The sequence below is a fragment of the Geomonas sp. Red32 genome, from assembly GCF_023652955.1.
Taxonomy (GTDB): domain Bacteria; phylum Desulfobacterota; class Desulfuromonadia; order Geobacterales; family Geobacteraceae; genus Geomonas.
This window is the reverse complement of record NZ_JAKLOY010000002.1, coordinates 196,640-220,145: the sequence shown is the minus strand read 5'-3', so window position 1 is coordinate 220,145 and position 23,506 is coordinate 196,640. Positions and strand designations below refer to the sequence as shown.

At 61.6% G+C, this 23,506-nt stretch carries 16 protein-coding genes and 1 pseudogene; 9 read left to right on the top strand and 8 right to left on the bottom strand.

Features of this window, described 5'->3' with window-relative positions; all coding sequences use genetic code 11:
* Positions 1–2,847, top strand: a complete 2,847-nt coding sequence (locus L4X63_RS07910; RefSeq protein ID WP_250678071.1) for an EAL domain-containing protein — start codon at positions 1–3, stop codon at positions 2,845–2,847.
* Between the two features lie 58 nt (positions 2,848–2,905).
* On the opposite strand, the gene L4X63_RS07905 is transcribed toward L4X63_RS07910, so the two are convergent.
* Entirely contained in the window at positions 2,906–3,487 is a 582-nt protein-coding gene (locus tag L4X63_RS07905; protein ID WP_250678070.1) for an acyl carrier protein phosphodiesterase, read from the bottom strand.
* A 78-nt stretch (positions 3,488–3,565) separates the two neighbouring features.
* Here L4X63_RS07905 and L4X63_RS07900 point away from each other — a divergent pair, with 78 nt between their 5' ends.
* Complete coding sequence (locus tag L4X63_RS07900; RefSeq protein WP_250678069.1) at positions 3,566–4,351, top strand: ADP-ribosylglycohydrolase family protein; 786 nt, start codon at positions 3,566–3,568, stop codon at positions 4,349–4,351.
* A gap of 77 nt (positions 4,352–4,428) precedes the next feature.
* Here L4X63_RS07900 and L4X63_RS07895 read toward each other — a convergent pair whose 3' ends face one another.
* Entirely contained in the window at positions 4,429–4,998 is a 570-nt protein-coding gene (locus tag L4X63_RS07895; protein WP_250678068.1) for a flavin reductase family protein, read from the bottom strand.
* Between the two features lie 91 nt (positions 4,999–5,089).
* Here L4X63_RS07895 and L4X63_RS07890 point away from each other — a divergent pair.
* A pseudogene (locus L4X63_RS07890) lies at positions 5,090–5,407 on the top strand (peptide chain release factor-like protein); the annotation flags it as partial.
* A 6-nt stretch (positions 5,408–5,413) separates the two neighbouring features.
* Here L4X63_RS07890 and L4X63_RS07885 read toward each other — a convergent pair.
* The gene (locus tag L4X63_RS07885; protein WP_250678067.1) at positions 5,414–6,310 is read right to left on the bottom strand and encodes a selenium metabolism-associated LysR family transcriptional regulator; all 897 of its coding nucleotides are present in this window, start codon (positions 6,308–6,310) and stop codon (positions 5,414–5,416) included.
* Positions 6,311–6,597: 287 nt separating this feature from the next.
* Between L4X63_RS07885 and L4X63_RS07880 the strand changes: the two genes are divergently transcribed.
* The 4 genes from L4X63_RS07880 (at position 6,598) to L4X63_RS07865 (ending at position 10,294) form a co-directional block, all read left to right on the top strand.
* On the top strand, positions 6,598–7,605 hold the full coding sequence (locus L4X63_RS07880; RefSeq protein WP_250678066.1) for a transglutaminase-like domain-containing protein: 1,008 nt from the start codon (positions 6,598–6,600) through the stop codon (positions 7,603–7,605).
* A gap of 244 nt (positions 7,606–7,849) precedes the next feature.
* Positions 7,850–8,833 carry a hypothetical protein gene (locus L4X63_RS07875; protein ID WP_250678065.1) on the top strand — a complete coding sequence of 328 codons (984 nt, stop codon included), beginning with the start codon at positions 7,850–7,852 and terminating at the stop codon, positions 8,831–8,833.
* A gap of 15 nt (positions 8,834–8,848) precedes the next feature.
* The gene (locus tag L4X63_RS07870) at positions 8,849–9,730 is read left to right on the top strand and encodes an ATP-binding protein (protein ID WP_250678064.1); all 882 of its coding nucleotides are present in this window, start codon (positions 8,849–8,851) and stop codon (positions 9,728–9,730) included.
* 33 nt (positions 9,731–9,763) lie between these two features.
* The gene (locus L4X63_RS07865) at positions 9,764–10,294 is read left to right on the top strand and encodes a hypothetical protein (protein ID WP_250678063.1); all 531 of its coding nucleotides are present in this window, start codon (positions 9,764–9,766) and stop codon (positions 10,292–10,294) included.
* A gap of 4 nt (positions 10,295–10,298) precedes the next feature.
* Here L4X63_RS07865 and L4X63_RS07860 read toward each other — a convergent pair whose 3' ends face one another.
* Complete coding sequence (locus L4X63_RS07860; RefSeq protein ID WP_250678062.1) at positions 10,299–11,540, bottom strand: OmpP1/FadL family transporter; 1,242 nt, start codon at positions 11,538–11,540, stop codon at positions 10,299–10,301.
* A 186-nt stretch (positions 11,541–11,726) separates the two neighbouring features.
* On the opposite strand from L4X63_RS07860, the gene L4X63_RS07855 reads away from it, so the two are divergent.
* Positions 11,727–12,530 (top strand): class I SAM-dependent methyltransferase, encoded by an 804-nt coding sequence (locus L4X63_RS07855; RefSeq protein ID WP_250678061.1) that lies wholly within the window; start codon positions 11,727–11,729, stop codon positions 12,528–12,530.
* Here the strand turns inward: L4X63_RS07855 and L4X63_RS07850 are convergent.
* Complete coding sequence (locus L4X63_RS07850) at positions 12,491–14,056, bottom strand: sensor domain-containing diguanylate cyclase (RefSeq protein WP_250678060.1); 1,566 nt, start codon at positions 14,054–14,056, stop codon at positions 12,491–12,493. The two genes, L4X63_RS07855 and L4X63_RS07850, sit on opposite strands and share 40 nt — an antisense overlap.
* A 355-nt stretch (positions 14,057–14,411) precedes the next feature.
* On the opposite strand from L4X63_RS07850, the gene L4X63_RS07845 reads away from it, so the two are divergent.
* A complete protein-coding gene (locus L4X63_RS07845; protein ID WP_250678059.1) occupies positions 14,412–16,544 on the top strand; it encodes a sensor histidine kinase in 2,133 nt (710 codons plus the stop codon).
* On the opposite strand, the gene L4X63_RS07840 is transcribed toward L4X63_RS07845, so the two are convergent.
* The 3 genes from L4X63_RS07840 to bioA form a co-directional block, all read right to left on the bottom strand.
* Entirely contained in the window at positions 16,445–20,236 is a 3,792-nt protein-coding gene (locus tag L4X63_RS07840) for a DUF748 domain-containing protein (protein ID WP_250678058.1), read from the bottom strand. The genes L4X63_RS07845 and L4X63_RS07840 overlap by 100 nt on opposite strands.
* Before the next feature lie 130 nt (positions 20,237–20,366).
* Positions 20,367–21,743: a TatD family hydrolase gene (locus L4X63_RS07835; protein ID WP_250678057.1), complete on the bottom strand. Its 1,377-nt coding sequence runs from the start codon at positions 21,741–21,743 to the stop codon at positions 20,367–20,369.
* A gap of 306 nt (positions 21,744–22,049) precedes the next feature.
* The gene (gene bioA / locus L4X63_RS07830) at positions 22,050–23,411 is read right to left on the bottom strand and encodes an adenosylmethionine--8-amino-7-oxononanoate transaminase (RefSeq protein ID WP_250678056.1); all 1,362 of its coding nucleotides are present in this window, start codon (positions 23,409–23,411) and stop codon (positions 22,050–22,052) included.
* Positions 23,412–23,506 lie beyond the last annotated feature (95 nt).

Below are 23,506 nucleotides of genomic sequence, written 5' to 3'. Positions count from 1 at the left end.
ATGGAGCAAAAACTCTCCCCGGAAACGCATTTCGTACTCATGTTCGTCGAGGACGAGGCCGATTCCCGCGACATGCTGGGGCGCATGCTCACCCTGAACTATCCCGAGATGGAGCTCGTGATGGCCGATAACGGTGCGGCAGGGCTGGAGAAGTTCCGGGAAGCCTCCCCGGCGGTCGTGCTGACCGACATCAACATGCCGGTCATGAACGGCATCGAGATGGCCCGCCGGATCAAAGAGCTCTCCCCCGATACCACCATCGTGGCGGTCACCGCCCACTCGGACACCTCCTACCTGCTCGACGCCATCGAGATCGGTATAGACCACTACCTTCTCAAACCGGTCAACTACGACGAGCTCTTCGCCCTCCTGGGGAAGATCCGGGAGAAGATCGTGCTGAGGAAGGTGGTCGACGAGCAACTTGAGCGGATCCGCCGCCGGGACCAGCAGTTGAGCGAAGCGCAGAAGGTCGCCCATCTTGGCAGCTGGGAGTGGGACCGGGAAAGCGGCACGGTCACCGCCTCCGACGAGCTCTACCGGATCTTCGGTGCGGAGCCCGACACGGTGGAACCGTCCTACCGGGCGCTGTTGGAAAGGATTCCGGCCGCCGAGCGGCCCGGGGTGGAAAGTGCCGTCCGGGAGGCCTTCCGGAAGAGGGAAGCGGCCGTCTCGCAGTTCTTCAGAATCCAGCGGCCGGACAGCTCCTTCCGGATCCTGCGCGGGCAGGTAGAGATCGCCTTCGACGGGGAAGGCCGTCCCCGTTCCATGATCGGAACCTGCCACGACCTGACCGAGCAGCGCTGGGCCGAGGCGGCCCTCCAGGCCTCGGAACGGCGGTTCGCCAAGATCTTCCAGGCGACTCCCGAGCTTTTGAACATCACCGGCCTGGACGACGGGCGCTTCGTCGAGGTCAACGCCGGCTTTCTCAAGGCGCTTGGCTACCGGCGCGAGGAGGTGATCGGCAAGCGGGAGCAGGAGCTGGGGATCTGGGCCGACGAGGGGGAACGGGGAAGATTCTTGCAGGCGATCGCGGCAAGCGGGGAGGTGCGGGACCTCGAGGCCCGTTTCCGCTCCCGGGACGGCAGAGGGCTCGCCGGGCTCGTCTCGGCCGATACCATCGAGATCGGGGGGAAGAGTTCCCTGCTGACCCTTTTCAACGACATCACCGAACGGAAGAAACTCGAGGAGGACCGGGCCTGGCTGGCCGCCATCGTGGAGTCCTCCGACGACGCCATCCTGGCCGCCGATCCCACCGGGGTCATCGTCAGCTGGAATACCGGCGCGGAAAAGATGCTCGGGGTGCTTGCCGAGGAGGCCAAGGGAAGGCATCTCTCCACCCTGGTTCCCGCCAGCCGCCGCGACGAAATGGCCCGCATCCTGAAAGGTGTCGCCGGCGGCGAGGCGGTGAGCCACCTGGAGACCGTCTACCTCACCCGGGACGGCGCGGAGATCTACGTATCCCTCACGCTTTCCTCCATCACCACGCCCCGCGGCGAGCTGGCGGGGATCTCCTGCATCGCCCGGGACGTGACCGAGCGGACCAGGATGGAGGAGACCATCCGCCACCAGGCGCAGCACGATACCCTGACCGACCTCCCCAACCGCAAGCTCTTCATGGACTTTCTCTCGCTGGAACTCGCCCAGGCCCGGCGCAACCGGAAGAACCTTGCCGTGCTCTTCCTCGATCTCGATCATTTCAAGCAGATCAACGACACCCTCGGCCACGCGGCAGGCGATCTCCTCCTCCAGTCGGTGGCGCAGAGACTCCGGCGCTGCGTGCGCGAATCGGACACGGTGGCAAGGATCGGCGGGGACGAGTTCAACGTCCTGATGCCCGACCTGACCCAGACCGACGACGTCGGCACCGTGGTAGGCAAGATCATGGGGGTATTCAGCACCCCGTTTCTCCTCGACAATATCGAGATCAACGCCACCACCAGTGTCGGGATCAGCATGTTCCCGGTGGACGGCGAGAGTTCCGAGGACCTGGTGGCCAAGGCCGACCGCGCCATGTACGTGGCCAAAAAGGGAAACGGGAACACCTACCAGTTCTACAACGAGGAGATCAACGCGCGCACCGGCAGAAGGCAAAGGATGGAACGGCTTTTGCGGGAGGCGGTCGCCAAGGGGGAATTGGAGCTGGTCTTCCAGCCGCAGATCAGGCTCGACACCGGCAAGGTCGTGAGTGCCGAGGCTCTTTTGCGGTGGCACCACCCGGAACTTGGGCTCATGGATGCCTCGCAGTTCGTCCCGGTCGCCGAGGAAACCGGGGTCATCATACCGATCGGCGAGTGGGTGATTCACGAGGCGTGCGCCCAGATGAGCCGGTGGCGCAGGCGCGGCTACACCTTCTCCCTCACCGTCAACCTCTCCAACCGGGAATTCCACCGTCCCGGCCTGGTCGAACTGACCTCGCGTGCGCTGAGCGAGAGCGGGCTGGACCCGCGCCATCTCGAGCTGGACATCACCGAGCGGGCCATCATGGAGAATCCGAACTTCTCGGTGAGAACCATGCGTCAGCTGGCCGGCCTCGGGGTCACCTTCTCCGTGGACTGCTTCGGCACCGGTGCTTCGTCGCTGCAGCGGATCAAGGAACTCCCGATCAGCAAGGTGAAGATCGACAAGAGCTTCATCAAGAACATCCTGACCCAGCCTAACGACCTGGCAGTCGTCAATGCGGTGATCTGCATGTCCCACAACCTCAACATGAGAGTAAATGCGGTCGGCGTGGAATCTCAGGCGCAGCTGGAGATCGTGCGGAGCTTCGGGTGCGACGAAGTCCAGGGAACGCTGACCGGCAGACCGATGGTGGCCGAGGAGTTCGAGCGGGTGGTGGGAAGCGGGTAAAGCTGCGAAGGGCGGCGAGATATGCGGCGGGTTAGGGCGACGGGGGGCGCGGTGCCCTTCAGGCGCCGTGGCGGCGGGGGAGGGTGAACCGGGTGGCGTCGGGGAGAAAGGCTTCGAAATCCTCCCGCAATCCCGCGTAGTTGAGAACCAGCTCCCGCTCCCCGCCTGCCAGCGGATTGGGCCGGCTGATGCGGCGGGACATCCTGACGAGGGCCTGTCCGATTCCCGCGGTATCGAGGTAGGAGGGGATGAGATCCTCGAAGATGATCGGGATGAGCTGCTGAAGCCGCTCGGGAAGCAGGTGCCGCCGTTCCTCCACGATGTCCCGCACCCGCCCGAGGTAGCGGGGAAGGGGCTCATCGGACCAGTGCTCCCAGGAGGCCGTCAGGAAATGGTCGTAGAAGAGGTCGACCAGGATTCCCCGGTAGAGTCCGAACGAGGTGTCGATGCGGAGGCGGCTTTGGTTGAAATGAAGATCGGTGTGGGCGAAGGAATCGATGGCGCGGTGAAGCTGGATGCCCGCCTGGATTGCCGCGGGGAAGCGGCCGTCGAGGTGCCCCTTGACGAAGTCCCCCATGAAGTTGCCGGTGAGAAGATCCGGGTCGTCCCCCGACAGGTAGAGATGGAATAGGTAGTTCATTTAAAGACCGCCGGTGAGAAAAGGTGCGAACAAGTAAACTTTACGGTATGCTGGGGACCTTTCAACCGAGGAGGACCTATGCTGGGCGCGCTGACTGGTGATATCGTCGGGTCGATCTACGAGTGGAACAACATTAAGACCACCGACTTCCCGCTCTTCCAGGACCACTGCCGTTTCACCGACGATTCGGTACTGACCGTGGCGCTCGCCGAATCGATCCTGACCGGCGAAGGATACGGCTCCGTCATGAAAAGATACTGCCGGGCCTATCCCGACGCCGGGTACGGGGGGAATTTCCTGGCCTGGGCCAAGAGTGCGGACGAGCGGCCGTATCACAGTTGGGGAAACGGTGCGGCGATGAGGATAACGCCGGCCGGCTGGGCCTTCGACTCGCTCGAAGAGGTGTTGCAAAAGGCGGAAGAGTACAGCTGTGTCACCCACGACCATCCGGAGGGAATCAGGGGGGCGCAGGCGGTTGCGGGTGCCGTCTACCTCGGGAGGACCGGTGCCAGCAAAGAGGAGATCCGCCGCTTCGTCGAGGGGCGTTTTCACTACGACCTCTCGCTGAGCTGCGATCAGATCCGGCCCGGATACAGTTTCGACGTCTCCTGCCAGGGGACCGTACCGCAGGCGGTGGTCTCGTTCCTGGAATCGACCGACTTCGAAGGCGCCATTAGGCTCGCCATCTCGTTGGGCGGGGATTCGGACACGCTGGCCGCCATCACCGGCGGGATGGCCCAGGCCTTTTACGGCGGCGTCCCCGAGCCGATCGCCACCCGCACACTCGCCTTCCTCGACGAAGATCTTCGCCGGGTCACCGCCGACTTCGAAAAAAGGTTCGTCCACCGTCCCGCCGCACGTTGACACCTCACAAAAGAACCTGTGCCGATTTTTCCGGTGCCCCTCTCCCCTTTGAGTGAGAGGGGCAGGTTTTTTACGGGTTACCTGATGAGATCCTTCCCCACCTCGAAACCGCGTCCGATCGTGGCGCCGATGCCGTAGTAATTGCGGTCCGACGGGTTGAACATCACCGGCTTCACCAACGTGGCGTCGGCCTGGCCTTCGGCGTTGACCACCTCGTCGCGGACCTTGATGTCCATGATCTCCCCGATGAACTGGACGTGGATCCCGATCTCGACCGTCTGGATCAGTTTGCACTCCACTATCATGGGGAATTCCGCGATAAAGGGGGCATCCACCAGCTCGCTTCTGACCGGGGTGAGCCCGGCGGCCGCGAATTTGTCGACCTTGCGGCCGGAGACCATGCCGGCGAAATCGGCTTCCTTGATCTGGCTCTCGGCGGGGATGTTCACCGTGAAAGCTTTCCGTTCCACGATCGCGTCGTAGGTGTAGCGGGTCCGTCTCAAGGAAACCGCGACTGCCGGAGGTTCGGAGCAGCAGATCCCGCCCCAGGCGATGGTGGCGATGTTGGGGTTTCCGTCGTGGTCGTAGGTTCCAACCAGCCAGACCGGCGTCGGCATTGCCAGGGTGGCGGCGCCAAGACTTTTCATAGGTGCTCCTCCTGTTGATTTCGATTAGGGTATCGGGGCGGGGAGGGTGGTGCTATACTCCCCCCGCCGGTATACACTCGAGAGGTTTGTTGTGGAAATAAAAGAAACGGACATCAAGGTGGAATTCTATCGCGCGTCGGGGCCGGGAGGACAGCACCGGAACACTACCGACTCCGCGGTGAGGATCCGGCACCTCCCCACGGGAATCGTCGCCCAGGCCAGCGAAAGCCGGTCCCAGGCGCAAAATCGCGAGAAGGCGCTGGAGCGATTGGCGGAACTGCTCCGCAAAAGGGAAAAAAAGGTAAAGAAAAGGATCGCGACCAAGGTGCCGCGCGGCGCCAAGGAAAAACGGCTGACCGTGAAGAAGATCGTCTCCGAACGGAAGAAACTTCGTTCCACCATCGACTGATTCCGGCTACCTCCCGTACATCTCCCTCATCACTTTGCAAAACACCGCGCCCCCCGGGGAAAGCTCCCGGTCTCTCCTGGTCGCGATGAAAAATTCCCTCTCCATCTTCACACCCGCTACCGGGAGCCGGATGAGAGCGCCTTCGGTCAGCTCGCGCTGAACCGACAGCGCCGAGACGAACGAGATCCCGGCCCCCGCCATGACCGCCTGCTTGATCGCCTCGTTGCTTCCGAGCTGGGCCGAGACCCGGAGCTGCCCCGGGTCGATCCCCGCCCCGCGCAGCGTTTCCAGCGCGGCCCACCCCGTCCCCGAGCCGCTCTCGCGCAGGATGAACGGCTGGTCCACGAGTTCGCTGATGGCGACGGTCGTCGATTTCCTCCAGCTGTGAAAGGCGGGAGCGATGAGCACCAGTTCGTCGGTGGCAAACGGGGTCAGGTCGATTCCGTCCTCGTCGAATTTCCCCCCCACGATTCCCAACTCCACCTCTCCGGATATGAGCATCCTGAGGACCTTCCGGCTGTCTCCCTGGAGAACGTTGATGACGAGTCCCGGGTAGCACTCCATCAAATGGGGGAGGGCGGCCGGGATCATGTACTCCCCGGGGATGCTGCTTCCCGCAACCGAGAGGTTGGCCTCCTCGACTCCCTTGAACCGTGCCATGGCGGCGGTGATTTCGCTGGAGCACTCGAGGATTTTCCGCGCCCGCCCCAAAAGGAGTTTCCCCCCTTCGGTCAAAAGCGCCCCCTTGCCCGTCCGGTCCAAAAGCCTCAGCCCGAACTCTTCCTCCAGGGCGGAGATGTGCTGGCTGACGGTCGATTGGGTGAGGAAGGTCGCTTCCGCCCCCTTGGAAAAGCTGCCGGTTTCAGCGACGTTGATGAAAACTTCGAGTTGTTTAAGATTCATTGGTAGCTCCATCGGCAGTGCCGATAGGGTATATTGGCATCATCGAATTTATCAATTTGACTATCGTTCCGCAATCATTTATCAACTATCTCTTGTCTTTGCGGGCGGGAGAGGCGCAAAACGGCCCTGAGGGTACTACGAATTTCTCATTTTAGCAACGATTGCATGAGATTTGCCCAAAGCTGGTCCGTTTTGGTCCATTCCCGGAGTGTCGCGGCTCCCGCTCAACCAGTACACCTGCCTCGCATGAGGCAAAAGAAAGATTCGAAATTGCAAGGAGCTCTTTGATGAAAAAGTTGTTGTTTGTCGTGGCACTGATGCTGTTATTGACCTCCTCGGCCTGGGCGCGTAGCCGTGCCGGGGTCGTTACCGTCGAGGTCGACCTTTCCAAGCAGCAAGCCGGACAGGAGACCAAGCTCTGGATTCCCTACGTGGTTTCCGACCGTTACCAGACCGTCTCCGACGTCAAGGTCAGCGGCGATTACGCCGCCTCGGCAGTCTACACCGACAAGGCCAACGGCAATCCCACCCTGTTCGCCCGTTGGGACAAGAATGCCGGCAGCCGCAAATTGACCTATACCTTTACCGTCGAGCGGGACGAAATCACCCGCGGTACCTTACCCGGCCGCGAACCGGCGTGGAATAGCGCCGACTATGCCGAGTACCTGCACGCGACCTCCCTTGGTCCGGTCGATGGCGAGGTCCAAAAGCTCGCCGCCAAGATCACCCAAGGAAAGACGACCGTGCTGGAGAAGGCCCGGGCCATCTACGACTGGACCTGCGAGAACATGTACCGCGACCCCCTGACCGTCGGCTGCGGCAAGGGAGACGTCTGCGAACTGCTGAAGAAACCGGGCGGCAAATGCACCGACATCTCCTCGGTCTATATTGCCCTGGCCCGCGCCGCCGGCGTACCGGCCCGCGAAGTCTTCGGCATCAGGCTCGGCAAGAAGGCCGAGGAAGACATCACCACCTGGCAGCATTGCTGGGTCGAATTCTTCCTCCCCGGCAAGGGGTGGGTCGTTGTCGACCCCGCCGACGTGCGCAAGGCCATGCTGGTCGAGAATCTGGAGCTGAAGGATCCGAAGGTCGCCCGTTACCGCGATTACTTCTGGGGAGGCGTCGATGCCTATCGCATCAAGCTCTCCTCCGGCCGCGACATCGTGTTGAACCCTCCCCAGGCGGGAGCGCCGCTCAACGACTTCGGCTATCCCTACGCTGAGGTGGGGGGAAAGCAGGTTGATTTCTACGAGCCGAAGAGCTTCAGCTATCGGATCACTTACCGCGAGAAATAACCGTTCCGATTGGAAAGGGTAGGGAAGGGGCGTGCCGTTTACGGTGCGCCCCTTTTCGTTAGGCACCATGGAGGTGGGAGGGCGCTCCGTCCGGGCGAGGGTAGGTGCAATCTTTCCGCACCTTTGGCCTTGTTTCTGGAACTTCTTTGCGGTATGGTTGGAACCCTCGCGCCTAGCGGGAAAGGGTGGCCGAAGGCCTGTCGAGGCAGCCGGTTCATCCCAAGAAATTGAGGAGGTAGGTTCCTTGAAAATACCGAGCGCCCTAGCCGGGTTTGCCGCTCTATCCCTGGTGGTAGCGGCACCCGTCCATGCCCAGGATACTCCCGCAGCTCCGGCCACCGCTGCCGTCCCGGCCACTGCTGCCACCACAGCCGTCCCCGCTGCCGCCGTCGCTCCCGTCGCCCCCGCCGCTCCCGCCGCTCCTGCGGCTCCCGACCATGTTGCCGAGCTGGTCAAGGAAAACACCCTCCTCAAGGAGAAGCTCCGGGCGCTCGAATCCTGCAGCATAACCGGTAGCGACCTCGCCGTCAGAAACGCCAAGCGGCTGAAGGAAATCGCCGTCGATATCCGTGCCCAGCGCCAGGGATTAGCCGATTTCGAGGGGTACGTGAAGTGGATGTCTTCCAACGTCGCCGGCTACTCGAAATACATATCCGCGGGGTCGGTCGCTGCCGGCTTCGCCAAAGTCCTCCCCATCCCCTATGCAGGCCAAGCCTCCGTCTTCACCAAGTTCGTCGCCAATGCGACCCTTTCTCTCAGCTCAGCGTCGGTCTCCATCAACAAATACCTGGTAACCTCTCAGCAATTCCTCAACAGGACCGATAAGCTCGATCTCGCCAAGGGAGTCAACTCCCGCGAGGTCTCCGAACTGGTCAAGTTCGCCGACCAGGATCTGCTTAAAGGGATGCAGGATGTGCAGGAGAAACTGGCCAGCACCTCCGAGCTTTCGGCCTCCTCGCTTTCCTTCCTGGAAAGCCTGCATCATTACCTGGGCACCACCGACGAGTACTGGGCCAAGACCAAGTCGCTTCTAAAGAGCGACGACAAGAAAGAGAAGGGCTTTCTCGCGGAGAGTGCCACGGCGCTGAGAAATCGTGCCCTGGCGTTCAATGGCAAGTTCAAGGGGTTCGGCGATACCGTGAAAAAGGACGAGCCGCTCATCAAGTCGCTCATTGCCTATGACGACCTGATCAGGGAGATGGATCCGACGGTGGCCAATCTTAAATAGCGAAAGGAGAAGGTCGTGGAACTGGATGCTGAATTGATCGGACAGTTGAAAAGGGTTCTGGAAGCGGCCGAGTACCTTTTGCCCAAGCCGATTCCCGACATCGATTGGAGCGTCACGCCTGCGGCGAACTGGAAGCGTCACTCCTTCTCGGGGTCGTTGGAGCCCATTGAGTCCATCGAGGGGATCAGGCTGGAAGATCTTCTCGGCATCGAGAAGCAGAAGAAGATCGTGGAGGAGAATACCCTCCAGTTCCTCGCGGGGCTTCCTGCCAACAACATCCTTCTCTGGGGAACGAGGGGGACCGGGAAATCTTCCCTGGTGCGTGCTCTTCTCAGGCGTTACGCAACGGACGGGCTGAGGGTCGTGCAGGTGGACAAGGACGACCTGATCCATCTGCCGGACATCGTCTACCAATTGAAGGGGCAGCCGTACCGGTTCGTCATCTTTTCCGACGATGTCTCCTTCGAGGTCGGCGAATCGAGCTACAAGATGCTGAAAAGCGCCCTGGACGGTTCGGTCTACGCCCCTCCCGAGAACATGCTGATCTACGTCACCTCCAACCGCCGCCACCTGATCCCCGAGTACGAAAGCGACAACAAGGGTGCCATGATGGTGGAAGGGGAGATCCACCACGGCGAGGCGGTGGAGGAAAAGATCTCCCTCTCCGGACGGTTCGGGATCTGGGTTTCCTTCCATCCCTTCAGCCAGGACCAGTACCTCGAAGTTGTCCGCCAGTGGATCGGCAAACTCGCCGAGCGGCTGGAAAAGGAGGTTCCCTGGACCCCCGAGTGCCGGGAGGCCGCCATTCTCTGGTCCCAGAAGAAGGGGGACCGCAGCGGCCGCATCGCCAACCAGTTCGCGAGCAACTGGGTCGGCCAGTACCTTCTCAAGCGGTAGCTGGGCTCGTATCCTCCCTGGCGGCCGTTAAACTTGCCGGCGCTCGAGTTTTCGCCGGAAAAAAATCTCGAAACGGGAAAGACCGTCGCGAAAAACTTCGGGACGGCCGTTTATCTCCGGGAAAAAGTTTTTAAACTGCCCGAGCCGCCGCTAAACTTGCCGGCGCTCGAGTTTTCGCCGGAAAAAAATCTCGAAACGGGAAAGACCGTCGCGAAAAACTTCGGGACGGCCGTTTATCTCCGGGAAAAAGTTTTTAAACTGCCCGAGCCGCCGTTAAACTTGCCGGCGCTCGAGTTTTCGCCGGAAAAAAATCCGGAAACGGGAAAGACCGTCGCGAAAATATCCGGGACGGCCGTTTATCTCCGGGAAAAAGTTTTTAAACTGCCCGAGCCGCCGCTAAACTTGCCGGCGCTCGAGTTTTCGCCGGAAAAAAATCTCGAAACGGGAAAAACCGTCGCGAAAAAATCCGGGACGGCCGTTTATCTCCGGAAAAAAGTTTTTAAACTGCTCGGCCGGCCGTTAAACTTGCTGGCGCACGCGTTTATCCCGGAAAAAGCCGGCTAGATTATCAAAAGCGGTATCCAAGGCTTACCGCGACGAGGTGCGCGTCGCTTTTGTACCTGCCGTTGGCGGGATCGAAGGGGGCGCCGATAGTGTTGTTCTTGGTCCGGTCCACGTAGTGCTGGTATGCGTAGGAGAGGGCGAGCTTCGCCCGTTGCAGGGAGAACTCCGCCCCGGTACAGAAAATGTGGGTGTCGGAATCCGGTATCGACGGGTCGAAGGTTGAATCCGGAACCGCGTTCTCTCCGTAGATGTACCCTCCCATCAGGGCCACCGTATCGTTTACCCGGTACTTCGCCCCGACGTTCATCCCCAGCGTATCGTGCCAGTTTCGCTCGGAAGGCGGAACCGGCGCACCACTCTCCAAGTTCACGTTCAACTCCTTGAACGCCGACCACCCCTCCCACCTGATCCCCGCCTCCACCACCAGCGGCTCCATCGGCCGGTACGAGATCCCCGCCGTCACCTGCTGCGGCAGTTTCACGCTCGACTTCCCCGGGCTGTCCAGCGGGGTGACTCCCAGCGAGGTGCTGGAGTGCCCGTTGATGTCCACCCTCGTCTCGCTCCGGTAGGACGCCCCTACTGTGACGGTGTCCGTCACGTCGTACGCCAATCCTACGTTAAAGCCAACGCCGGTGCCGTCTCCCTTGAATTTCTGGCCGATATCCGCCCCCGGGGGGAGGAAGAAGGCCACCGAGGGGATCTGCCGCTCCAAGGTGGCGTCCAGCAGAATGACATCGAGGCCTGCGGCCACGGTGAGCGAGGGGATGACCCGCCAGGACACCGCCGGATTGATGTCGTAGGTGGTCAGCTCGGACTTGGTTGCGATGTAGCGCCCCTCCCAGCGGTCGTTCCAGTCGGTGCCCAATCCGAACGGATTGAAGATCCCCAGCCCCACGCTCCAGGAATCGTTGATCTTGTGGGTTGCGTAGACCGTGCTGGGGAAGAAGGTGGAGTGGTCCGTGGTGCTCTCGCCGGGGATGGTGCCGCTGTCGAACTCATGGCTGGAAACGATGAAGGTGGTACCGACCTCGAATTGGGTCCCGTCGAGGCGGTTCATGAGGGCGGGATTGTAGAAGACGGTACTTGGGCTGTCGGTGTGCCCGGTTACCGCGTTTCCCTGCCCAAGCGGCGAGGCACCCTGGGTGAAAATCGCATATCCCGCGGCCTGCGCCGAGGTGATGGTTCCCGGTCCCAGCGCGATTGCCGCCGCGACCGCCATCCCCATCGCCCATGCTCGATTCCTCATACCCCTCCCGGTTTTCGTGGAATTTTAAGGAGTATACGGAAAGGAAGCGGCCTGCGCAATTCCTTAGTCTCCAATTTTTGCGGTGCCGATGCGAGGGACGCGGATCGGGAGCCGAAAGAGGCGGGGCGGGTTGAAAGGGGGGGCGGCGGCGACGTATCATCGTAGTGGAAGTAACAGGAGGAAGCCATGGACGAGGCACGCTATCTCATGGAGAACGATGAAGAGGCTCTCCGGCTGGATCTGAAGACCGGCGACGAAGTGACCGAACGGGATGCCCGCTGGGCCGGGCTGGAGCCGGGGATGCGGGTGGTCGATGTCGGCTGCGGATCGGGGAAGACCACCAGCAAGCTCGCTTCCCTCGCCCAGCCGGGAGGGGAGGCGGTCGGGCTCGACTTTTCCGATCAGCGGGTGGGCTTTGCCCGCGAGTATTACGCTGATAACGCGACGAGCTTTACCAAGGTGGACCTGCTGACACCGCTCGAAGCGGCGGGCCGTTTCGACTTCGGCTGGATCCGCTTCCTGCTGGAGTATCACCGTACCAAGAGCCCCGACATCGTGAAGAACGTCTCGAGCATACTCAAGCCGGGCGGGATCCTCTGCCTCATCGATCTCGACCACAACTGTCTCAACCATTTCGGACAACCGGCACGGCTGGAGAGGGCCGTGGCGGCGATCGTAGGGAGGCTTGAACAGGAGAGGGACTTCGACCCCTACGCCGGAAGAAAGCTCTACTCCCTGCTCTACGATCTCGGCTACGTCGACATCAGGGTGAAAATGGAGGCGCATCACCTTATCTACGGGGCACTCTCCGGCACGGACGAGTTCAATTGGGGAAAGAAGATCGAAGTTGCCGCCAAGGAGAGCGGGTACGATTTCCGCGAATACGAGGGGGGGTACCGGGAGTTCGTGGACGAGTTCCGCACGTTCTTCAAGGACCCGCGGCGGTTTACCTACACCCCGATGATCTGCTGCCGGGGACGGAAGCCTTGAGGTGGCTCCTCGTTTTCCTTGAGCGCGGTCATGACCCGGTTGCGGCCTCCGGCCTTGGCGCGGTACAGGGCCATGTCGGCGGCATGCAGTAACGTGGTGAAGCTGGTTCCGTCTTCGGGGAAGGAGGCGATGCCGAGGCTCGCGGTAAGGGTGCTGACCGCCAGGGTGCCATTATTGAAGATTTCCTGCTCGATCCCCTTGCGGATCCGTTCCGCCACGATCGAGGCCTCGCCCTTGCCGGTGTCCGGCAGGATGGCGCAGAATTCCTCGCCGCCGTAGCGGGCGACCACATCCATTTCGCGCAGGGTGGTCTTGATGATCTCGGCCACTTTCTTGAGCGCGTCGTCGCCGGCCAGGTGCCCGCAGAGGTCGTTGAACCTCTTGAATCCGTCCAGATCGATGAACAGGACGGTGAGGCTCAATGCCTGGCGCTTGCTCCGGCTGATCTCCTCCTCCAGCCTGCTCTTCAAAAAACGCCTGTTGTACAGGCCGGTGAGGGCGTCGGTTACCGACAGCATCTCGAACCTGGTCGACTTTTCCAGCATGGAGACCCGTTCGATCATGAGGGATGCGAGGTTTGCGAAGGAGCTCAGCGTCTCGAGATCCGTTTCGGTGAAAGGAGCGAGTGATTTCTTGTCGGTCAGGTTGAGGACGCCGATCACCCGGTCCTTTACCTTGAGCGGTACGCTCACCAGCGATTTTGAGCGGTAGCGGGGGCGCATCCGGCTGCCGACGCGGAGGTCCTGCTCGATGTCGCCGATCAGGAGCGGTTCGCCGTTTCCGGCTACCGTGCCGGCTATCCCGGAGCCGACCTCGACCGTGACGTCGCGGGCGAGGCTTGCCGGGAGCCCTTCGCTGCAGGCAATCTGCAAGGTCAGGCCGCCGGGGTCGACCAGCATGACCGACCCCTGCGACGCTTCCACGAGGTCGCTGGCGATACGGAGGACGGCCGGGTAGAGCTCGTCCTTGCCATCCAGATCCAGCAGGGTGTTGGCCAGGGAGATGAGCTTCTGGGAGAGGGCGCTCGACTTCTCGTACTCGGCGTCCTTGAGGATGCGGGCAAACTTCGCGGCCGCGGCGTGGGCCACCATGGAAATCATCATGATCTCCCCCTTGCTCAGGCGGCTGTCGGTGACCATGAAAAAGCCGAGGTCCCCCTCGAGCGACTGCAGGGGAAAGATGTTGCAGGTGGTGGCGGTCAGGTGGGGGAGCAGGGAATGCATCCTCGCATCGAAGGCGATACTCCGCTTTACGCGGGTGTCCGTGCTGAAGGCATCGAGCGAATCGATGGGAAATTCACCCAGTTCCTCCGGCAGGCCATGGAGACCGGCGGCCCGGCAGGTGGTTCCCTGCCCGTTCCGCAGGGCCACCGCCAGCCCGGAGATCCCGAAGTTGGCGATGATGGTGTCCGCGGTGAGGGCGAGGGTTTCGGTGAGGGTTTGCGCTCCCTCCATTTGCTCAAGGGCGGTGGCGATGGCGTGCAGCCTCCGGTCCGTCCGGTCGCGGTCCTGATTTTTCCTTCTCAACCACCCTTTATTGAATTTTTGTAAGTCCAGTTCCTTGTCCACGGCGTAGTTACTCCATGAGCGGGCCACGATGACACCGGACCGCTTCCTCTGTCAGGGGATAAAAACCTTGATTGTCACGGAGATGAAGCGGATTTTGCGTGAACTGCGGGACAGCTTGAAAGCTACGAGACGATGACTGGTTTGCGACTGGTGTATTATATTTATTTAATAACGTATGTCTTTTACTCTTTTTTCCTAACCAGGGCAAGAGAAAGTTTACTCCCCTTGGGGGCGGGGCTTGAGCACAAATTCATTGATTTAATGAGGGAAAGTCGGGTAGACTCCCCTATCTTGAATTCCTCTCGGGGTTTTAATGCCAGCGGTTTCACCTGACACGCCTCTGTACAACAGCAGGATCTTCGACAGTTTTCTGAAACTGGTCCAAGACAGGTACCCACGGATCGACACGGGGGAGCTCCTGGCCTATGCCGGGATGCAGGACCACGAGTTGGCCGATCCCGGGCACTGGTTCACCCAGACCCACGCCGACCTTTTTCACGAGAAGCTGGTAGCGATGAGCGGCAACCGCGGCATCGCCCGCGAGGCGGGAAGGTACGCCGCCGTCTCCGATTCCTTCATGAGGGACATCCTTTCCGGTTTCACCTCTCCCGAAATCCTCTTTTCCCTTCTCGACCGCTTTTCCGTCAATTTCAGCCGCTCCTTCCGCAGCGCCACCCGCAAGGTGGGGCCCCGTACCATCGAGGTGACGGTGACCTACCGGGATGGGGTGGAGGAGAAACTGTACCAGTGCCAAAACCGCATGGGGTACTTCGAGGCCGTCTTTCTTCTCCTCAAGCGCGACTGCGAAAGTATCGAGCATCCGGAATGCATCTTCCACGGGGGGACCGTCTGCCGTTACCGGATCACCTGGCGTGAGACCGAGGCCTCCCGGCTGGTATCCGCCCACCGCTTCACCCTGGCCACCCTGCTCCTGTCGGCTCCGGCCTTGCTGTTGAACGGACTCACCCCGCTGGTCGCCGCATCCCTGCTGCTCCCTATTCCTGCCTACCTGGTGGTTTCCTTCATGGCCTGGCGCTCCGAGCGGAGCTACCTCATCGCCTCTTTCGAGCGGGGACGCGAGTTGAGCCTACGTCACCTCGCCCTGGCCCAGGAGAACTACGACAACGCGCTCCTCATCAACCAGATCGGCGAAGCGGTATCCCGCAAGACCGAACTGGACGACGTCCTCGCCACCGTTAACCAGATCCTGCTCAAAAGGCTTAACTACGGCCGGGGGATCATCATGCTGGCCAACGAGAGCGGCGACGCCCTGGTCCTGCGGAGCTGGTTCGGGTTGACCGAGAACGAGAGGATATCGCTGGAGCGCCGGGAACATGCCCTGATCGCCGATCGCCCCAAATGCCTCCTCGCCCGCTGCTACCTCGACAGACGACCCGTTCTGGTCAAGGAGGGCCGGGGGGAAATGCTCCCCGAGCACTGCCTTTTCTACAGCGTCAAGTCGTTCATCTGCGTCCCCATCGTCTGCGAAGGGGAGCCGCTGGGGATCCTGGTGGTGGACGATCCCGACCGGAAAGGGGATCTGTTGCAGAGCGATCTCAATCTCGTCAACGGCGTCGCCTCCATGATCGGTGTTGCGGTGAGAAACGCCATGCGGCTCGCCAACGAACGCCGCCTTGCGGCAGAGCTGCGGGGGGCTTCCGAACTTCTCGAGCGGAGGGTGGACGAGCGGACGGCCGAATTGCGCCAGGCCCGGGAGGAGCTGGAGCTCCTCTACGATTCCATGACGCACGACCTGAGGACACCGCTCCGGTTGATCTACGGCTACGGAGATCTGCTGCTGGAGGGCTATCGGGATAAGCTGGACGACACGGCGAAGGGGTATCTCGGCGCGATGATCGACGGGGGGGCGAGGATCGAGGCGATTCTCGACCGCATCCTCGACTTCTCCGGGATGAGGGCCTCGGAGCTGAAGGTTGAGCGGGTGGACCTGAGCGAAATGGCCGGGGAGATCCTGGAGGGATTGCGGGTCGCCGGTCAGGGGCGTGAGGTCGCGATCCGGGTTCAGCCGGGGGTGGTGGTTGTCGGCGACCGTTCGCTTTTGACGAGCGTCCTTGAGAACCTGCTGGGGAACGCCTGGAAGTACAGCGCAAAAACCCCGTCCGCCACCATCAGCTTCGGGTGTGAGGACGGGGTCTGTTTTGTCCGCGACAACGGCCCGGGTTTCGACATGAAACTCGCCGAGCGGCTCTTCATGCCCTTCCAGAGGCTTTGCGACCGTGACACCTTTGCCGGTCACGGCCTTGGCCTGGCCATCGTCAAGAGGTCGCTCGCCCGCATGGGAGGGGAAATCTGGTGCGACAGCACCGCGGGAGCCGGGGCCTCCTTCTACTTCACCTTGGCCGTGAATTCGACCCTTCCCCCCGGGCCTCCCTTGGCGGACGGCTTGAATATGTCTGAAGTCACCTCGAACAGCCTTTCGGGCTGAACTTTCCCCTCCGTCGTCAGGAAAGTTTTCACCGCCGCCGTCCGTTCCCTGGCCAGGGCCTGCAGTTCGTTGTTACCCACCAACGTATGGGTGAGGATCAGCTTCTTCATCTCCTCGTCGGAAAGATCCTTCAAAAATCCCAGGGCCGTCCTCGGTTTGGGGAACTTCTCCTTCTGGTAGACCGCCTTCAGGTAGCTGGAATACTCTTCCGGCAGGATCGCCGTCTGCTCCTGGGTCTGCCCCTGCTTGGTCTTTCCTTCCTTGACCAGTTTGCGGAATTTCTCACCCTTCATCTTCTTCATCAGCATTTCGTTACGGTACCCTTCGGCATCGATATCCCGGTCCACGTATCCGGACATTTCGAGGGTGAGGGCGGGGCGGTCGATGAGAGCCTTGCCGAGCTTCTCGAGCTTGTCCTGCTCGTTCTTCGCCAGCCGGTCGGAGCCGGGAGCGAAATCGACCGCGGTGAAGTCGTGACCTCCGCCGAACATGGAGCTTAAAAGCGCCATGGGCGAGGTGGCTGCCTTCACGAGGAGGTTTTTGAGCACCTGCCATACCACACCCCAGACGCTGAACTGGGGATCGTCGGTGCGTCCGGTGACCGGCAGGTCGAGGTGGATTTCCCCCTTGCGGTCCTTGAGAAGCGCCACCGCCAGTTTGACCGGAAGCTTGGTCGCCTGTGGGCTGTCCACCGACTTGCCGAAGGTGAACTGGTCGATGAACACCTTGTTCTGCGAGGTAAGCGCCTTCTTGTCGATCTTGTAGGCGAGGTCGAGGAAGAGCTTTCCCTTGTCCAGGTTGTAGCCGAGATAGGTGTCCGAGTACGGGGTGAACGGGGAGAGCTCGATGTCGTTGAAGGCAATCTTCAGGTCGAGGAAGAGATCGCCCCGCAACGGGTTGATGACCCCCTTGATGGAAAGCGGCGAGTGGTTTTCCAGGTTCCCCCTCAGGTCCACGTCGGCCACGGTCTTCGCCTGCGAGGAGAGACCGCTGACCCTTCCGCCGAGGTTGTAGAAGGTGGTGTCGAAGGTAGTCTGCAGGTGACGGTCGGTGAAGGCCATGGTGCCGCCTTGGATGGTGATGGTGTCGATCCGGACGGGATGCGGCTGCGCGGTACTCTCGCCGCCCGCCGTGACGGCGGGGACTCCTGCGGCCAGCGCGGCCGGAGTGGGCTGCGACCCGGACGGATGCGCCGGGGCGGCGGGTGCCGCCGGTGCGGACGCCGAGGCCGCAGTTTTCGCGGCCGCTGCGGGCGGAGCCTGCGCTTTTGCCGTTGCCGCCCCCTGGGTAGCGGCCGGAGGTTCCTGTTCGTCCCTGAGATGCTGGAGGTTCAGGGTGCCGTCTTTCTCCACGATTACGCGGGAGTAGAAGTTACTGAGGGCGACCTCGTTGATGGCGAGGGTGAAGGGGGACAGGGTGCCGTTCACCTGGTCCATCTGGAGGCTTTCCCACTTAAGGAGATCCTCGTTCAGCTCGAGATCCTGGCAGTAGAAGGAGTTGACCCCGAGGGAGCCGGAGAAACTTCCTTTGAGGCCGGTCTCCCCCTTGACGAGGTCGAGGGCAACGGAGGTATCGATGGTCCCGTCGGCGATGAAGACGTTGGTATCTTCGGGGATGTAGGGATCGAAATCGCGGATCGGTATCCGGTGCAGGTCGACCTTTCCCTTGAACCTGACTGGCTCGACGGCCACGACACCGTTGGCGGAGAGCGATCCCTTGCTGCCGTAACCTGAGGAGATGGCGATCGGCATGCTCCCCAACTTGGGTCCGGTCACTCCGCCTACCGAGAAGTTGAGCCGGTTGAGGCTGAAGACCGGTTCCTCTTCGTTGTTCTTATCGGTGAACTTTACGGAGAAGGTCGTTCCGGTGATCTTTCCGACCCGGTAGGAGAAGGGGGACGCTTTCTTTTCGTGCGGGGCTTTCTTGGCCGGTTTCCCCGTGGGGGCCGGCTTTTCGCCCGGCTTCAGGAGGGTTTGGTAGGTATAGCCGCCCCCCTTGAGGGCGGTGAGGGCGATGTTGCCCCCCTTGAGATCGACCCGCTCCACCACGGCCTTGTTCTGCTTGAGATCGAGCGATATCCCGCCGAGAACCGCCTCCGCAAGTTTGACCCCGTCACCCTGTCCAAACGGCGCCGCCAGCCGCTCGCCCTTCACCTGGGTTTTATCGAGGAGAAGCCCCCGTTTTTCGTCGTAGGAGATGTGGGAAGAGGCGGAGAGTATCCCGCTGACGGGTGCGGCCAGCGATCCCGAGAGGTACGGGTAGTAGTCCTGGAGCGGGATTCCGGAGAGGGTGAGCTGCCCGGCGAACGAAGTGGGCTCGAGTGCCACTTCCCCCTTGAGGACGGCCTTTTCGCCCCGGGCCGTTTTGAAGCCGAAATCGACCGGGGCCTTGTGGCCTCCCCGGAGAGAGAAATCCCGCATCTCCAGGTCGATCGCCTGCAGCTCGGTACGGAACCCCTTGGCCGGGACCTGGTCGGAGAAATGGAGTTTCCCGGCTTTGATCGCCAGCTTGCCCAGACGCAGGTCGAGCGGCGGCGTTTCCTTGCTACCGGCCTCTTTTTTCTCCTGCGCCTTCTTCTTGGCCTCTTCTTTTTTGTCCTCTTCCTTCGCCGCCTCTTCGCCGCCTTTCTTGCCGGGCTCCGCCTTGGCGGCTTTCGCTGCCGTCCTTTCCGCAGGCTGCGAGGGTGCGTGGAGTTTCTGGAAGTTCCACTTGCCGACCCGGTCGCGGTCGGCGTAGACCTCCCATCCCTCCATCTCGGCCGAGGCGAGGTCGATGACTCTGGTGAAGAGGGAGGCTTGGTTGACCTTGACCGCCAGCCGGTCGACCGACGCGAGCGGCGCCCCGCCGTACTCGCGGACCGAGGCCTTGTCGAGCCCGAGGGTTCCCTTCACGGTCACATCCGGCCCTTTCTTTTCGTCCACCCGGTAGCCTATTTCGAGGTTGCTGCTGAAGTGGCCGGAGACCACCTTGACCGGCGGAGGGAAGGGGAGATACCCGAGGTAGAACGGGACATCGACCTGGTTCACGCTGAGGTCGAGGGTGGCCTCCACCGCCTTGGTCATCGGCTTGAGCCTCCCCTTGAACTCGAAGGGGGAGCCGTTCACTTCGGCTTTGAGATGCGGGGTGACATAGCGGTCGGCGAGGTACGGCAGGTCGCTTACGAAGGGGAGGGCGATCTCGATGCCGCGCAGGCGATGGTTTCTTGCCGGAGAGATCGCGCTGTCTTCGAAGTCGATGCTCCCCTTGGAGACGATGATGTTGTTGAGGGAGAAGAGTGTCGACTTCTCCTTCTCTTTCTTGGGCTCCTTCGGTGAGGGAGTCACGAGATCCGAGAAGTTGTAATGGTTCACCGCATCCCTCACGATGTGGACGTAGGGTGAGACGACGCGAATTTCCCTCACGATGACGGCGCGTTTGGGGAGGGAGAGGGGGCTGATGGAGACGGTCGCGGAGCTGAACGAGGTAAAGGTGGCCCCGCTCCCCTTTTCCTGGAGCCGGAAACCCTTGATTTCAGCCCGTAGCGTGAACGGATTGATGGAGAGACCGGCGATGGTGGACTTGCGGCCGGTCTTCTCGTCGATGTTCTTGATGGCGAGATACTTGACGAGCGGGGGGAGTCCGATCAGGATCCCTGCGACGATGACGGCAATGGCCAGTGAGGTCCAGCCGAGGATTTTCTTGTTGATCCGCATAGAGCGGGCCCTCCCTGCAATCGCATTAAAAGTTCCAACCTGAGTGGCAATCTTCCCTTACAACCTGTGTAGGACAGATGGACTGGCAAATACATGGATTACCCAATGATACCACTATATTCTTGCCGGTCTAACCTACCTCCTCGTACTCCCGTTCCCTGAATTCCGCGCCGAGGGAAAGGGCAAGCTCCCGCACCTTTTCCACGTCGAGATCCGGGACGGTGACCGCACTTGCCACCACCTTCGGGATGTAGCGGGTGGCTTCCTTGAGGAAGTCGCAGATACCACGGAAGCCGGCCTCGCCGAACGGCGTGTTGCAGAGGTTCTGGTAGGTCGCGGCGTCGGCAGCATTGAGGCTGACCGAAAGGACGTCGACGATGCCGGCCAGCTCGGGGAGGATGTTGCGGCCATGGACCAGGTTGGCCTGGCCGTCGGTGTTGATCCTGACGGCGAAGCCGCGGTTTTTCAGCTCGCGGGCCACCTCCTTAACCAGGTCGAGCCTGACCAGCGGCTCGCCGTAGCCGCAGAAGACGACCTCTTTGAAGTTGCCGTGGCCCGCAATGGCCTCCATCACCTCCGCGAAATTCGGTTCGTGGGCCAGTTTGAGCTCGTGCCCCTTCACGATGAAATCGTCGAATTTAGGGCAGAAGGTGCAGCGGTTCGAGCAGCGGTTGGTGATGTTGAGGTAGAGGGAGTCGCGGATCATGTACGCGATGGTGCTTTCCTCGGCTGCCGCCTCGATACCGAAGACCTTCCGGGTGTTGAGGGCGGTGATCCGCGCGACGTCTTCCAGCGATAGCCCTTTCAGCTCCGCCACCTTTTCGGCGGTCAGTCTCACGAAGGCCGGCTCGTTGCGCTTGCCGCGGTGGGGGACCGGGGTGAGGTAGGGGCAGTCGGTTTCCACCAGCAGGTGCTCGATCTTCACTCCGCGCACCACCTCCCTGAGCGATTCGTTGGAGGGGTAGGTCACCGTGCCGGGGATGGAGATGACGAAGTTCATGGCGATGCATTCCTGCGCCATTTCGAGGTCGCCGGAGAAGCAGTGGAGGACGCCGCCGATCTCCTCCGCCTTCTCCTCCTTGAGGATGGCCATGATACGGTCGTGGGCGTCGCGGTCGTGGATGACGAGCGGCAGCTTGAGCTCGCGCGCCATCCTGATGAAGCGGCGGAAAACCTCCTCCTGGAGGTGTCTCGGCGAACGGTCGCGGTAGAAATCGAGGCCGACCTCGCCGATGGCGACCACCTTCGGGTTGGCCAGCGCCATCGCGCGGATCTTCTGATAATCCTCCTCGGTTACCCCTTCGGCGTCGTGGGGGTGGATGCCGACTGCGCAGTACATGTTGTCGTGGGCGTTGGCAAGCTCGAGGGCCTGCACGCTCGATTCCATGTCGGCTCCGATCACCATCATGGTGGTGATCCCGGCATCCTTCGCGCGCTGCAGGACATCGGGGAGGTCCTGGGCGAATTCGTCCCCGTAGATATGGGCGTGGCTATCGATAAGATCCATGGTGGCTCCTTTACAAAGACTATACGGGCCTGAACCGATCTTTCCCTCCCCCCTTGAGGGGGAGGGCGAGGGTGGGGGGGGGAGGCCGGCTTCGGCACGCTGTTGATTGCTCCCCCACCCCTTATCCCCTCCCTCAAGGGGAGGGGGAGGAGTGTACCAAGTGGCAGGTGAGGGGAAGGGGACTGGCACCGGCAGGTGCCTGTCCCCTTCGTCGTTCCCTGAAAGACGAACATTCGGAATTGGCTATCTTAATGGAATTGCTGTCAGGATTCCAGCCTAATTATAGCCGGAGAGAGGAAGGCAGGGCTAGCCGGTCACGGTCCGGATGGAGGCCTCGATGCCGTCCATCAGCAGGGCGAGCTCGTCAAGCGAAATGGAGAGCGGCGGGAAGATGACCATCACGTTGCCCAGGGGGCGCAGGAAAAGGCCGTGCTTGCGTGCTTCCAGGCAGACCCGCACTCCGACCCGCTCTTCCCACGGGTACGCCGCCTTGGTCTCCTTGTCGGCGACCAGCTCGATACCGCCGATCATCCCTTCCTGGCGGACGTTGCCGACGTGGGGGAGGGCGGACATCGCCTTCAGCCGCTCGTCGATGTAGCGGATCTTGGCGGGTAGCGATTCGAGCAGGCGCTCGTTTTCGAAGAGGTCGAGGCTGGCCAGTGCCGCCGCGCAGGCGATCGGGTTGCCGGTGAAGGTGTGGCCGTGGAAGAAGGTCTTGAGATCGGCATAGGCGCCCCAAAAGGCGTCGTAGATCTTGCGCGTGGCGAGGGTGGCGGCGAGCGGCAGGTAGCCCGCGGAGATCCCTTTCGACAGGGCCATGATATCGGGAGTGATGCCGTACTTCTGACAGGCGAACATGGAGCCGGTACGGCCGAAACCCACCGCCACCTCGTCGGCGATCATCAGGACGTCGTAGCGGTCGCACAGTTCGCGCACCCCTTTGAGGAACCCTTCCGGCTGCACGAGCATGCCGCCCGCCCCCTGGACGGCGGGCTCGATGACGAGGCCGGCCAGTTCGTGGGCGTGCCGCTCCATGAGGCGTTCGAGCTCTTTCAGGCAGAGCAGACCGCAGCGGGTGCAGTCTCCTTCGGGGGAGAGCTTGCAGCGGTAGCAGTAGGGAGCCGGGGCCTTGATGGTCGGGAAGAGCAGCGGGGAGTAGACGGCGTGGTAGATGTCGATCCCGCCGACGCTCATGGAGCCGACGGTGTCGCCATGGTAGGCGTTGTCGAAGGCGATGAACTTGGTCTTTTCCGGGTGGCCGGTCTGGGCCTGGTACTGGAAGGCCATCTTCACGCCGATCTCGACGGCGGTGGAGCCGTTGTCGGAATAGAAGACTTTGCAGAGACCTTCCGGAGCGATGTCGATCAGGCGTTTGGCGAGCATGACCGCCCGGTCGTTGGTGAGCCCGAGCAGGGTGGAGTGTTCCAGCCGGTCGACCTGTGCCTTGATGGCATCGTTGATCTCCCTTTTGCAATGGCCGTGGACGTTGGTCCAGATGGCGCCGACGCCGTCGAGGTAGCGGTTGCCGTCGGAGTCGATGAGGTAGGATCCTTCGCCCTTGGTGATGACGATGTTGTCGGCGCCTTCCCATTCGCTCATCTGGGTGAAGGGGTGCCAGAGGTAATCGGAGTCGTATTTTCTCAGTGTCGCGGTATCGAGTTCTTTCAACGTTTTTTCCTTTCCACACCCGGTGGTCCGTCCCCTCGTTCCCTCCCCTTCAAAGGGGAGGGACAGGGTGAGGATGGGGACGAGGCATCGACGTG